15 protein-coding genes are annotated in these 11,644 nt (G+C 47.3%); 8 read left to right on the plus strand and 7 right to left on the minus strand.

From position 1 onward, the window contains the following. Positions 1–28: 28 nt before the first annotated feature. Positions 29–526, minus strand: coding sequence for an SRPBCC family protein (locus QNM19_RS02175; protein ID WP_049866038.1), 498 nt, complete (start codon positions 524–526; stop codon positions 29–31). A 119-nt stretch (positions 527–645) separates the two neighbouring features. Next, positions 646–822 (minus strand): glycine zipper domain-containing protein, encoded by a 177-nt coding sequence (locus QNM19_RS02180; protein ID WP_284026257.1) that lies wholly within the window; start codon positions 820–822, stop codon positions 646–648. 345 nt (positions 823–1,167) lie between these two features. Between QNM19_RS02180 and QNM19_RS02185 the strand changes: the two genes are divergently transcribed. Both QNM19_RS02185 and QNM19_RS02190 read left to right on the plus strand, forming a co-directional pair. Then, positions 1,168–1,359, plus strand: coding sequence for a hypothetical protein (locus QNM19_RS02185; RefSeq protein ID WP_284026258.1), 192 nt, complete (start codon positions 1,168–1,170; stop codon positions 1,357–1,359). A gap of 96 nt (positions 1,360–1,455) precedes the next feature. Continuing rightward, positions 1,456–1,920 carry a nuclear transport factor 2-like protein gene (locus tag QNM19_RS02190; RefSeq protein WP_049866035.1) on the plus strand — a complete coding sequence of 155 codons (465 nt, stop codon included), beginning with the start codon at positions 1,456–1,458 and terminating at the stop codon, positions 1,918–1,920. A 13-nt stretch (positions 1,921–1,933) separates the two neighbouring features. Here the strand turns inward: QNM19_RS02190 and QNM19_RS02195 are convergent, their stop codons facing one another. Together QNM19_RS02195 and QNM19_RS02200 are read right to left on the minus strand one after the other, a co-directional pair. Then, entirely contained in the window at positions 1,934–2,368 is a 435-nt protein-coding gene (locus tag QNM19_RS02195) for a hypothetical protein (RefSeq protein ID WP_156202444.1), read from the minus strand. Then, complete coding sequence (locus QNM19_RS02200; RefSeq protein WP_049866033.1) at positions 2,358–4,478, minus strand: TonB-dependent receptor; 2,121 nt, start codon at positions 4,476–4,478, stop codon at positions 2,358–2,360. Before QNM19_RS02200 ends, QNM19_RS02195 begins: the two co-directional genes overlap by 11 nt. A 188-nt stretch (positions 4,479–4,666) precedes the next feature. Between QNM19_RS02200 and QNM19_RS02205 the strand changes: the two genes are divergently transcribed. After that, positions 4,667–5,524, plus strand: coding sequence for a LysR family transcriptional regulator (locus QNM19_RS02205; protein WP_049866032.1), 858 nt, complete (start codon positions 4,667–4,669; stop codon positions 5,522–5,524). Between the two features lie 19 nt (positions 5,525–5,543). Here the strand turns inward: QNM19_RS02205 and QNM19_RS02210 are convergent, their stop codons facing one another. The 3 genes from QNM19_RS02210 to QNM19_RS02220 all read right to left on the minus strand — a co-directional run bounded on the left by QNM19_RS02210 (position 5,544) and on the right by QNM19_RS02220 (position 8,342). Next, positions 5,544–6,023 (minus strand): hypothetical protein, encoded by a 480-nt coding sequence (locus tag QNM19_RS02210; RefSeq protein ID WP_156202443.1) that lies wholly within the window; start codon positions 6,021–6,023, stop codon positions 5,544–5,546. Between the two features lie 109 nt (positions 6,024–6,132). Continuing rightward, positions 6,133–6,942, minus strand: coding sequence for a hypothetical protein (locus QNM19_RS02215; protein ID WP_049866030.1), 810 nt, complete (start codon positions 6,940–6,942; stop codon positions 6,133–6,135). Between the two features lie 53 nt (positions 6,943–6,995). Beyond that, entirely contained in the window at positions 6,996–8,342 is a 1,347-nt protein-coding gene (locus QNM19_RS02220; RefSeq protein WP_284026259.1) for an amidohydrolase family protein, read from the minus strand. 262 nt (positions 8,343–8,604) lie between these two features. On the opposite strand from QNM19_RS02220, the gene QNM19_RS02225 reads away from it, so the two are divergent. The 5 genes from QNM19_RS02225 (at position 8,605) to QNM19_RS02245 (ending at position 11,624) form a co-directional block, all read left to right on the plus strand. Next, a complete protein-coding gene (locus tag QNM19_RS02225) occupies positions 8,605–9,012 on the plus strand; it encodes a GNAT family N-acetyltransferase (RefSeq protein ID WP_049866436.1) in 408 nt (135 codons plus the stop codon). 14 nt (positions 9,013–9,026) lie between these two features. Further along, positions 9,027–9,449, plus strand: a complete 423-nt coding sequence (locus QNM19_RS02230; protein ID WP_049866435.1) for a VOC family protein — start codon at positions 9,027–9,029, stop codon at positions 9,447–9,449. Positions 9,450–9,548: 99 nt separating this feature from the next. Continuing rightward, a complete protein-coding gene (locus QNM19_RS02235) occupies positions 9,549–10,151 on the plus strand; it encodes a hypothetical protein (RefSeq protein WP_049866434.1) in 603 nt (200 codons plus the stop codon). 169 nt (positions 10,152–10,320) lie between these two features. Beyond that, on the plus strand, positions 10,321–10,710 hold the full coding sequence (locus QNM19_RS02240) for a disulfide bond formation protein B (protein ID WP_049866433.1): 390 nt from the start codon (positions 10,321–10,323) through the stop codon (positions 10,708–10,710). Positions 10,711–10,817: 107 nt separating this feature from the next. After that, positions 10,818–11,624, plus strand: a complete 807-nt coding sequence (locus tag QNM19_RS02245; protein ID WP_284026260.1) for a PhzF family phenazine biosynthesis protein — start codon at positions 10,818–10,820, stop codon at positions 11,622–11,624. Positions 11,625–11,644 lie beyond the last annotated feature (20 nt).

The following is an 11,644-nucleotide window of genomic DNA, read 5'->3' on the forward strand; positions in this document are numbered from 1 at the left end:
TAGTCCTCTTTTATCTTAATGGGTGTATTCACACGCTGACCGGTGCTGATTGAACAAGGTTATTTTCCGCGTACCGTTTTAACCCTGTTAATAGTTTGCCAAAGGCGACGGGAAACACCAGCCGAAGTAGCGGGTAAAACAGATAGGCAAACCATTTAAGCTGTGGCGAGGCAGTCCAGATCACCTTGCTTTGGTTTTTACCAACCGGCTGCACTGACATCATAACGTGGTTCTGCCGGATAGGCACAATGGCTGGGTTATTAACGGGCAGCACATCAAAAGCGATAATCTTGTCTGTTTCACTGAATTCGGTAATGACCTCTTTGACTTTCGCACCATTTGGATTGTCACTTAAATTGCAAACGCGCCCTTCCATTGGGGCGCCTAAGCGGCTGCTGCCTTTACCGAGCGCCTCAGAGTGGGGTATTGGGCCCATCCATAGATGTGCTTTGTCAAATTGATGGGCGACTAACTCCCAAACTTGCTCAGCCGATTTATTAATGATGATTGATTTGGTGATCTTCATGATTAGCTCCAGGAATTGATATTGAAGCCAGTGTATAGGGTTGAATGCGGTGTTTTTTGATATTTCTTGCGGTATTGGAGGTGTGTAGCACCAATTAACATCAATAACAGATAATTGAGTTAGTCTTTCTGCTTTTGGCGTTGTTGTTTAAGTATGGCACCAAACAAGACGCCAAAAGCCAGCCCCAGACCTATATTATCAAACGCGACACCCAGCGCGACGCCGATTGCAATGCCTGCACCAAGGGCTTCGCCATTGCCCGAATTGTGTCTTTTTTCTTTTGAGTATTTAGCCATTTTCGCTGCCTTTACAGAAGTCAATTTGAATATAGTAGTGCATCTATTTAAGCTTCAAATTCGCACAAGCATAGCTCAATTACAATAAAAAAATGTAATCAATGATGAATGGCTGAAATTGTATAAACCTTGATTGGCATATGGTAACTATCTAATTTTAAAGTGTTTAAGCCCAGGCGTATATCCAGTCTAGTACGTTGAAATGTCACAAGTAAGTACAATACAAACGACAAGCCGATAAAGAGGCTGGTGCACATATGCTAAGGTAATTGTGGCAATAAGCATGATATGTAGTTAAAGGAGAGTGTCTATGGAAAGAAAAACACAAAAATTATGATGTTTATTATGGCTGAACGACTCCCGCTTATTTTGGCGCTGGCTATCGGCCTGCTGTGTGTAGCAACGTATCACTTGTTACTGTCTGCCAGCATAGGATATCTGGCGGGACTAAGTGTTGCTAAGCAAGTATACAATGAACAGCTGGGTAAACCTCTATCGGTAACTGACGGCTATGAACAATCGAGTGAGGGGGATTAGCTTTGATTTGAACATTTAGACCAGAAGCCAATGACCTCCTGACTCGGTTAACTGAATTATGTGTGATAGTTGTCCCTGTAAAATGAAGGAAATAGAATGAAAACAACAAGAACAATAATGGCCAGTGCCTTTTTAAGTTTGCTTTCAGTGGGAGTAATGGCGAAAGCAGACTGCACAGCCGATTGCCAGCTGAGCAAAGTAAACCAGTACTTTGATGCGCTGGATACTGTTTCTTATAAAGGTTCAACGGTTGCGGATATTGATGCTCTGATTGGTCTGATGCACGACGAGGTTAAATACGAGCATGTGGAATATCTGGCTAATTTTGATAAACCCGCCTGGCGACGCGCATTCTTACGTAACCATGAAAGTGGCCGGTACGATAGTGCAACCAACCGTGAGATCCGGGTACTACGAACTATTCCGGGTAAAAATCACGTTGCTGTAGAGTATGCTTATGGTTTCAACCAGGCTGATGGCAGCTGGCAACGGCAAGAACCTAGGCTGGCCGTATTTGGTTTTAAAGAAGGTAAAATCAGCCTGATCAGGGAGCTGTGGTAGCAAGGCTGCGGATTTACTGGATTGCCGGGCAACTATTGACGATGAGCACTTGATTAAAATATCGGGTGATTTTGTTATACCCGGCTGGTGCAAGGTGACTATGACCCGCACTTTTGACACTGATGTTGGCGATCTGAATATCAAGGGTGAATGTACTGCCATCCATGAGCCCCTCGCTAAAGTAACGGGGCTGCCAGCTCTGAACATCCAGCGATTTGAAAAAGGCCAATGTGTGGCTGAGTGTTTCAGCGGAAATGCGTTTTTCACACACCGGTGTGGTTTTGCCTGAGTCGATTTTACTCAGGCTCAACGTTTGGTGATCGTAATACAATGCTAATTTATTTCTGTATGAACCTGCCTCAAATTTAACGTGCTCTGCCGCGAGCGGCCCTGATGTGAGTAACATCAGGGTGCAGGCGGGTGCCGTGTACCTGTAGCTAGAAGTCATAGCTGATGCCGACGTACGCCGTACGTGGCATGCCGGGTTGGATACGGGTTCTGCCAAAGCGCTCTTCGTTTTGCAGCGCATAGGTTTTGTCGGTGAGGTTTGCTATCCGGGCGTGGAGTTTCACGCGCTTGTTGAGCCGGTAGTTGGCTTTGAGGTTAAACACGGTATAGCCCGAGTAAGTATCGGTGTTTTCTACGCTCAGGTAATAGTCGCCGATACTTTTGGCTTCAGCGGTGAGCCTGAGTCCCTTGATGGCCTGGCTGGTGTAGTTGAGCCTGAAGTTGGCAACATATTCCGGCGCCATGTGCAGGCTGTTACCCGACAAATCTTGCTCCATTGATTCGCCTGTTTCGCGGTGAACTCGTCCTTCATCGCGAATGTAGTGACGGAACTCATGGTCGGACTGGCTGTAGGCCAACGCAGCAGAAAATGCGCGGTTAAACTGGTAGTTCAGCCCAAGCTCAAAGCCCTGATGTCTGACACTGGATGCGTTGACCCGGTATGAGGCGCCCAGATCGCTGAATGCTGTGACAATGGCGTCGTCTACATCCATCAGGTAATACGCAAGTTCAATCGACAGAGCATCCAGATTCGCCTTGTAGCCTAGTTCATAGGTATCGGATGTTTCTTCTTTCAAACTTCCCAGTTGCGCACTGCTTTGGCGACTTTTGAGATGGTACATTTCAGGTGCGGTAGGTAATCGAATTGCATTGGCGAAGCGCGCGTAGACACTGGACTGATCGTTTAGCAAGTAATTCAGGCTCAGCTTAGGGCTGAGGTGACTAAAGGTATCTTTACGTGAGGCAATGGAGCGATTGCCAAAGCCATCGTCTTTGTATTTTGGCAGTGCATTGTCAAACTCGTATTCACTGTGGTCAAAACGTGCGCCCAGGGTATAGCTAAGTGCGTCAGTAATATAGCCCAGGTGCTGGATGTAAGGTGACACGCTTTTGAAGGTGGTGGTGTCGTCGTAGAACACATGCCCTTGTGGGTAAGTTGCGGCACCACGCCCGGTAGTGATCCGGGTGGTGGGCTGAAATGAATAGGTGTCTCCGGAAGTATGCTCCAAATCAACGCCTACGGTTGTCTGAGCACTGTTTTGGTGAGACCAGCTGGCCAGAGCCAGCAAGCCGAATGTAGTGACTTCTGTTTCTTCTACCGGCATATTGGGTTGCCAGGTGGCAAGGTGTTCCAATGTGCGGTGACGCGCGTAAGGGATAAGGGACACGCTCAGGTTTCTGTCCTCATACAGATATTCAGTGCTGAGGCGCACATAATCTGTGGTTCTGCGGGGATCTAAAGCGATCACCTCGTCAGGCAGACCAGACTGAGATGGATCCTGTTCAAATTGCTCAATGCTCAGTGTGGTCAGGATCTGCTGATCAAGTGATGAGGCAATCAATGAGGTGGTCAGGCTTTGCTTGTCGTCCAGCTGATATTCATGGCGTACGTCCAGCTCGGCTTTTTCAACAGCGTTGTGGTCTCGCCAACCGTCATTATCCAGATAGGCCGCCGATACGCGCAATCCACCCTGGTTGTCGTCCAGCCAGGTGGTGCTGCCGTTAATGCGTGAATAGCCATGCTCACCCAGTGTGAGGCCGAGTGAATTTTTGTTAGCTGTTACAGGCTTAGATAATACGTTGACGGTTGCAGCAACGGCACCTGCGCCATGCAAACTGGTACCTGCACCTCGTAGTACTTCGAGGCGTGACAGACCAATGTTACTGGTGGTCCACCATAATGCATTATGGGTATAAAAGGCTGCAGATTGCAGCGGAATATTATCCTGCAAATACAAGGTATAGCCGTCAAAGTTTATCGGCATACGCACGGCTGCGTTGTGTCCTTGTCCGCCTGATAACTGATTGATCAAAACGCCCGGTATGGTTTGCAATGACTCTGAGATATGTTGTGCATTATCGTCAGCAATGGTTTGTTCGGATACCTGACCCACACTCAGCGCTAGATCGGTATTTGCTCTGGCTGTACGGGTTGATGTGACCGTGATTTTTTCAATCTGGTCGGCACCTGCTGTGTCAGCAGCAACCTGTGCTGAATAGGCCTGTAGCAAGGCTAACGTTAATGCAGAAACAGTCAAACCGGGTTTCATGAACACCTCTTTATTCGTTGAAGGAGCTGGATAATAATCCTGCCATGCAAAAATGTACAAATTATGCGGTCAGTATACGGTGGTGTCTTTATTGTCGATCTTTGTCTGACGGAGCAAACCAAGTTGGGTACATTGGTAAAAAATGTGTTAACTTTTATCTGTGAATGATGACTTGTTGACTATGAGCTATGCCCCATACGCCGAATTTTGAGGATATACGCTACTTTATTGAAGTTGCCAGTACGAGAAACTTGTCTCGTGCGTCTGAGCGCCTGGGGATCACCCAGCCCAGCGTGAGTGCTGCGATGAAACGGCTTGAGCAGAGTTTTGGCACCGATTTGCTGGTTCGGCATAAAAATGGTGTGGTTCTGACCAAAGCGGGTGAAGTGTTACAAGCACAGGGGCTGCGCTTCATGACGGATTGGGCAAAATTGAAGTCGAATGTCTGCCAGGCAAACAGTGAAATGGCAGGCACATTCACATTGGGGTGCCACCCTTCGGTCGCATTATATACTTTGCCCCATATACTGGGACCTTTGAAAACGAAGTTTCCCTGTATGGTATTCAATCTGGTTCATGACTTGTCGAGAAAAGTCACAGAACAAGTGATCAGTAATGAAATTGACTTTGCACTGGTGATTAACCCAGTCAGACACCCAGAGCTGGTGATTCAAAGCTTGTTGTTTGATAACGTCACCATTTGGTGCGCTGAATCCGTTGATTGCACTGAGCAACAGACGTTACCTTTGTATTGCGATCCTAACCTGAAGCAAACACAGCAATTGTTGTCGTCTACTAGTGACTTTTCCCAGCAAATGATTGCATCGAATAACCTTGAAGTGATCTCTACGTTAGTGGCTAACGGGTTGGGTTTAGGTATCTTACCTGAGCGAGTTGCCAGACGCGCACCTGCGCCTCTGGCAACTTACAATTCAAAGATCAAGCCTGTTCAGGATGAACTGTGTTTTATCTACCGGGCAGATAAGCAAAACCATGCTGTGAGCGTGCAGTTGCATCGTGAAATAAAACGGCTGTTAGAAAGCTGATTGTTGCTGTGCGGGTTTTTTATAATTGATCGCAATCAATGGCGCTCACGATGGCGTGTACGTCCGGGTTATTTGACAGCTTTTCAAACAGTTCGCCAAAGGTCTCGCCCCCTTTCGTACGTATTGTGACAACGGTGCCGTAATAGTATGTTGTCAGATCAAATGTGTAAGTCATCCCGGCGCGTGTTTGCGTGCCCAAAGCAAGTTCTGTGGAGCCATTACTGTCAGGAAAGTAATTATCTATTATCAGGTTATCGGCCAAAATCTGATAATTGCTGGTGTAGCTGTTACGACTGTTTAGTGCGATACCAATCCCGCAGTTGCGATCATGTAGTTGTGGGTAGACAACAAATAGTTCGGCTGTATTGGTGTCTTTTTGTAAAGTTGCAAAATCGCCACTGCGTTTTATCCAGTCGCCCGCATCTGCATGCGCATAAGATACTAAGGTCAAGGCGGTTAATGTCAGCGTGCGCAAGGTGTATTTGATTGTCTGCTTCATTGTGTGAACTCCTGTTTTGTTAGTTTTCCCAACTTTAAAAAAGCCAGCTAAATTAATAAAATAGAAGTCATCAATGTGTGTGATAGACAAACCTAATGGCTCAATGATCTCATTCGCGATGCTGTAACTCACTGGCCAGTTGTTGTGCCTGTGTAATTTCATCGAGTGTCATACGCTGTTCCAGATGTCGCCTTGTCCACTCAACGCGACTATATACCTCGCTATCCTGGCGGGTTTGCAAAAAGTAATGACTGTATGCCAGCGCCTGAATATAGTTTTGTCCGCCTGTGTCAGGGTCCAGATGTTGATAGCCTCGGATCAACTGTAAGGTGGCTTTCTCCCCGCCTAGCAAAGCGACTTGCTCAGTCACCTGATATTTTTGCGCGGTGAATGCTTTCATCTGAGCGACTTGTTCGTCTCTGGTGAGTGTACTGAAATTCAGTGCCTGATGTACTTCGGCCGGTGCAAGTAGCCAGAGTGTGTCGGCCGCTTTATCTGAGCCCATTTGGGCTGCGTGAATCAACTTCTCTACATAGTTCTCATCACGGTTGGTGTTGCTCAGACAGCGCTGATATCTGGCTTTCATGGTTTCGATTATCTCGTGTACTTCGTCGCGAGATAACGCCTGTTCGAGCCATTGGTTGAACGCTTTGTCGGTACGCGGTACGTTGCGACACAGGCGTATTTGCATGGCTTGTTTAAACAGTGCTTCAGCCGACTCGGCCGGCACCTGTTGCTGCTCAGGTTGGTGGCGTGTTGTGCTGACAATTGTATTCGTCAGGTCCGGGGGCTGAACCTGTTCGACAATGGGCTCTGAAATCTTGATGTTTTCGGCGCTATTGTGCTCTTTTGGGTAAAACACCACAGTACAAATAGAAAGGCAAAGGCCTGCAAGCAGGCCAATATGTGTACGACGCATTAAAAGATTACCTGTTGATGAAAGGCGCCGCATCATTGAAGCGGCACCTGGGATTAAAATCCGTTTTTAAGTGCCTGAACTCGGTCTACGACTTTGCCCTGATGGATCACCGCATGTATTTTTTGGGTGTTCTGAATATTTTCAATCGGTGAGGCATCCAGTATCACAAAGCTTGCCTGAGCCCCTGGTTTTAGACTGTTGTCTATTCCCAAAAAGGTACCTGCCTGTGTGGTTGTCGCTGCCAGCGTTTGCCAGTTCGACATGCCCGCCTGGGTCAGTTTAAGCATTTCTCTGTGCACTGAATAACCCTGAATGGTGCCGTAATTACCAGCATCTGTTCCGTTTAAAATAGTGACGCCAGCTTTAATTAGTTCGGCCAGGTTGGCGGTTCTTTGCGCATCCTGCTTACGCCACTTTGCTTCTCTGTCTCCCCACCTCTTCATTGTTTCTTCGCTCTGGTAGCCTGCAATGATGGCTGGGGTGGTCATAGCCTGAAGCAGCTCAGAGGCGATCACTGCCTTGTCGAACAGAAAGTCTGTTAGATCGGTATGCACTGTCATGGTTGGGATCACCACCATTTTTGCCGCGGCAATTTTATCTGCCAGTCCTGCCGGGATCGGCGTGCCGGGCATGTGTGTGAACGCTGTGGCGCCTACGTCGATGGCATCGAGAACTTCCTGCCAGGTTTTAAGGTGGACGATGGTTTTGATCCCGAGTTTGTTGCTTTGCTGGACGATGGCAGCAAAAGTGGCTTTATCAATCGAGGGCTGATCGTCACTGGGTTGGTAAACGACTTTAATCACGTCGGGTTTGGCTTTGGCCAGATCTTGCACCTGAGCGACTGCCTCTTCTGGGGTCGACATAGTGCGCGTTTCCAGACCGTATTCTGTGCAATGACCTTTTGGTGCAGTCAGACAAGATAAACTGCTGTAGATGTCAGCACCAAAAAAGGTGCCTGCTCTTTGCTTTTCTCGTACGGCTATCAGATCTTGCTCATCGCCAAACAAGTCTACAAACCCGGTTACACCTGCATACAGCGCGCGCTGGGAGATTTTTTCAGTTCCTGCAAAGTCTGATTTGGCGTGAGGAGCTCGGTTGCCAAACGCATGAACATGCATATCGACCAGCCCCGGGATAAGCCAGCGGTTATTCAGATTGAGTGTCCGCCCTTTAAAATTGGCCGGAGGCGCTGGGTATTCAGCGGCTATTTTACCTTGTTCAATCAGCAAAGCACTGCGGCGGATCTCTTGTTGTTCGACATCGACAACCTGAACCTGAGTAAGTAGTAATGCATCGGATGACATGACCTGTGTTTCAGCTGCATAGCTGAATTGTGCACTTAAGCACATGCTGATGGCGCCACCGAGTAAGCCTGTGAGTTTTGGAATTATTGTTTTCATTATCAGGATCCTTGAGCAGAAAATTGTTTTTTTATTAGTGTTATATCCAACACCATAGTGTGCCGATGTAACAGATAGTGTGCAACGTTAAATATTCTGAATTACCTAATGTAAAGGGGGTTGACGCAATCTAAGAAGGTGCTGGCGCACGTTCAGTATGACCGACTTTGTTTTTGCTATATTGTAACATTTATTTTCGTTTAACTGTTTTTATGTACAGTGTTCTGTGGTTTACTATGTATCTAAATAGGAGACTAATACGATGCTAGAATTAATAAAACAAGTACCCTCTGCCCAGGAATATTGCGATATGCGCGTTAAAGCCGGGCTCTCGCCAAAGTCTCTGGAAGCAGCTGAAATTGGCTTACCTAATACACTGTATGGGGTGTCGATCCGCGAGGGTGAAAAGTTGATTGCGATGGGCCGGGTAGTCGGTGATGGTGCCTGTAATTTTGAGGTGGTTGATGTTGCCGTGGATCCTGCTTATCAGGGGCAAGGGCTGGGTCGTCGTGTGATGGAATCGATCGATGCGTATTTGTCGTCTGTGGCATTGCCCGGGTCTTATGTGTCTATGATTGCCGATGAACCGGTATTTTATGAAAAACTGGGGTACAGACTGGTTGCACCAAAGAGCCAGGGAATGACCAAGAAGTTTCAGCCCCACCAATAAGCTTAAGGGTCACTATGAAACAGAACATTGCGCACGTTGCGCTGGTGGTTAACGACTACGACGAAGCGCTCGACTTTTATGTGGGTAAACTTGGGTTTGAGTTGATAGAAGATACCTATCAGGCAGAGCAGGATAAACGCTGGGTCGTAGTGGCTCCCCCGAATTCTCGTGGGGTGGCTTTATTGTTGGCAAAAGCTTCTAAGCCCCGACAAAAACCCTTTATCGGTGATCAGGCTGGCGGTCGAGTGTTTTTGTTTTTAAGTACCGATGACTTTTGGCGGGATTATGAATGGATGAAAGCCAAAGGGATACACTTTGTGCGTGAGCCCGCTACGCAGGACTATGGCATCGTCGCTGTGTTTGAAGATCTCTATGGCAATTTATGGGATTTGATCCAATATGTCGATGGTCATCCTATGTCGACCCGGTGCCGCTAGTTGCTGCTGGAGTGGTGAACAATACTTGCTGCTGAACCCGAGTAAATAGCGTACACTCGCGCAATCATCCAATGTCGTATCTTTTTGGGTTATATAACAATGATAAAAGTGGATTACTCTCAGTATACTCAGGCTGAACTTCACGAAGCGCTGCAACAAATCACGCCTGACTCAGAGCGCTATTCAGCCCTGCTCGCCGAGATAGATACTCGTCGGGGGGAAGCAGAATTGCACGAGCAACAGCAAGCAAAAAAATCACCCCACACTACTGAAAGGCGTGTGAAAGTCATAGGATATATACAGCTGCTGGCCGCATTTGTGATGACCGTCGGGCTGATATTCGGACCCCTTAGTTCATGGCTGTCTCTTATTAGTGTGCCTTTTATTTTGCTCAGTGCTGCTGCGGGTTATACGGCGGTTAAAGAGCAGGCAAAGTGGTATTGGTTATCGATACTGAATCAGGGGCTACAGATTGTCAGTTTCTCTTTTGGCGTACTTAATTACAAGTACACGGGGCTTGGGGGAATTCAAATTGGTTTTACCTGGTTGAAAGACTTTGAACTGTCTTTTGGTATTTTATTTTCTTCCACTGTCCGCCTGACTGGACACTCCGGCGCGTTTTCTTTGAATGCAGTTCAGATAGACGTGTTCGCGCTGGTATTGATGATTGCGCTGCTTACTCTGCGGTCTCGTCAGCAATAAGTCAGCCCTGAAGTGGCTGTTCAGGCCACTTATCTATTGTATGTTACCCTTCTTATTCCCTAATCATCTTATTTATACCTTTAATGAATATGTGATATTATATCTTAATTGTGCAGTATGAGCTGTTGGCTATAATCCAAATAGCTCGTTGATTAAGAAAGGTAAATGTATGTTATTTGAGTTAGAAACCTATACTCGCCATGCCAAGTGGCTGGGCCTCGCTGCGATTGGAGTCTCTATCCTTGCCTGGACAGTTGAGCTAATGGGCATGGTTTATGTCTGCCCTTATTGCCGTGTGCAACGTACCGTGATTGGTCTGCTTGGTTTGATGTTGTTCACCGGTGCCGGGCGTCATTGGATGGGTAAGTATGCGGCTATGGTCATGGGCTTTTTTGGCGCTGTTGTTGCTGCGAATCAGCATTTTATGGGCTGGAAATCGATTTCATCAGGTAAGTTTGAGTTCAATGATACCCTTATTATTGATCCCTTCTTGCTGTCGGGCTTCGCAATGACGGCAATCATCGGCCTGGTTTGGTTGGTAACCCGACAACAAAAGTGATTGTTTCCTACTCCATTGTGTTTACTATGAGTCACAGTGAAGTGATTTAATTGAGTGTGCTGGCGCGGCCATTTGAGTGTCAGTATGCTCCTTGTTAAGGAAGCATGATGAAGTATGACATATACATAGTAGATGCCTTTACCCAGGCTCAATTCAAGGGCAATTCGGCCGCCGTAGTCCCTGTTAACCTATGGCCGGAAGACAGCACAATGCAGCAGATCGCTGCTGAAAATAACCTCTCTGAAACCGCTTTCATTCGCTCTGTTGAGACCGAATCAGGTCATCACTTTGAGATCCGATGGTTTTCTCCGCTGACAGAAATCGCTTTTTGTGGTCATGCAACACTCGCTGCGTCGTTTGTGATTTTTAATCATTTAGGTGCCCAGGGTGAGATCACCTTCCTGACCCGCGAGGTGGGCCCTTTAACTGTTAATCAGTTGCCGGATCAGCGAATAGAAATGAGCTTTCCGAACCAGCAGCCTGAGCCAGTCGATCAAGTGCCAGCTGCGTTGCTGGAAGGTTTGTCTGAGCAGCCTGCACAGGTGCTTAAAAATCGTCAGGCGTACTTTGCTGTGTTCGACAAAGCCGCTTCGGTAGCGCAATTGACATACCATAGTGATTTACTCAAACAGCTGGCTCCGCTGGACGTGGTAGCAACGGCACGAGCTGACAATTATGACTTCATTTCTCGCTATTTTTGGCCTGCCAATGGCGGCGATGAAGATCCCGTTACCGGTTCCATTCATGCAGGGCTGGCTCCTTACTGGGCAGCGATATTGGGTCGTGATGAATTGGTGGCCTATCAGGCCTCGCAGCGTGGAGGAGTATTACATTGTCAGGTAGCAGGCGAGCGAGTTTTGGTATCCGGGTTTGGGGTGTTGTATTTGCAGGGGACTATTTTTGTTGCTGATTAAACAAAGCCCGAAGCATTGCG

Origin of the sequence: Pseudoalteromonas ardens (genome assembly GCF_030125445.1) — a bacterium.
Classification (GTDB): Bacteria; Pseudomonadota; Gammaproteobacteria; order Enterobacterales; family Alteromonadaceae; genus Pseudoalteromonas; species Pseudoalteromonas ardens.